The organism is Nodularia chucula CCY0103 (assembly GCF_963923915.1).
Lineage (GTDB): Bacteria > Cyanobacteriota > Cyanobacteriia > Cyanobacteriales > Nostocaceae > Nodularia > Nodularia chucula.
Window position 1 is genome coordinate 1 of the sequence record NZ_CAWUOL010000202.1, and the last position, 1,100, is coordinate 1,100.

The following is a 1,100-nucleotide window of genomic DNA, read 5'->3' on the forward strand; positions in this document are numbered from 1 at the left end:
ACGCCTAACTCATGACTAGAAGCTCGCACAAGAGTGCGGCTTGCAGAAATCAATTTTGATAGCCATAACCTGATTGTAGAATAAAAACGAATACTAGGGCGATTGACTCCGGCGGGCGTTTGTGCGCTTCCTTGCGAAACGATGGATTAAGGTAATCAAGGCAAAATCTGCAAATCACCTCAAAAATGGTGATGATTAATTTGATCTGCATCTAAGATTTATGCGTTTAATCAATCGGTTTCCAGCATTAGCTATTACCACTGCACTAATTACATTATTGGCATGGGGATGTTCACCAGTACCAAGCCAGCCACCAGCACCGACTAAACCCGTAATCAGTCCCCACTTGTTGTTAGGCAATCCCAGTGGGGCAAGTGCAACTGTTGCGACTCCTGATAATTACCTCATGGTAAAAAATCAGTATGCACTCTCCTACAACCGCAGCACAGGAACCCCCAATTGGGCAAGCTGGCAACTTAACAAGTCATGGTTAGGAGACGCAAAACGTCAAAATAACTTTCGCCCCGATGACACCTTACCAACTGGTTGGGAAAGGGTAACTGCTAACGATTACACGGGTTCTGGTTACGATAGAGGCCATGTTGTTCCTTCAGGCGATCGCACGCGGACAGTTGAGGATAACTCCGCCACTTTCTTGATGACTAACATGATACCGCAGACACCGAATAACAATCGGAATGCGTGGGAAAGTCTCGAAAGTTATTCTAGGGAGTTAGTCAGGAACGGTAAAGAACTTTACATTACGGCAGGGACTTTTGGCAGTCAAGGTCAACCCCTCAAAGGTAAGGTAACAATTCCTAAATTCACTTGGAAGATAGTTGTAGTTTTGGATAACCCCGGCGCTGGGCTTAAGGGTATTACTGCTAACACTCGCGTTATTGCCATTAATGTTCCCAATGACACAGAAGTGGACAACAGTTGGAGGTCTTACAAAGTAAGTGTTGATGAATTAGAAAAACTGACAGGTTATGATTTTATGTCTGATGTTTCCCCTAATATTCAAACCAGTATTGAGAGTAAAGTTGCTGACGGGGCGACAAACAAGGCTAAAAACAAGACAGTGTAAACAATGTAACGAT

General features: G+C 44.0%; 1 protein-coding gene. It reads left to right on the plus strand.

From position 1 onward, the window contains the following. The first annotated feature begins 220 nt into the window (after positions 1 to 220). Complete coding sequence (locus ACM0OP_RS24190) at positions 221 to 1,087, plus strand: DNA/RNA non-specific endonuclease (protein ID WP_414530950.1); 867 nt, start codon at positions 221 to 223, stop codon at positions 1,085 to 1,087. Positions 1,088 to 1,100 lie beyond the last annotated feature (13 nt).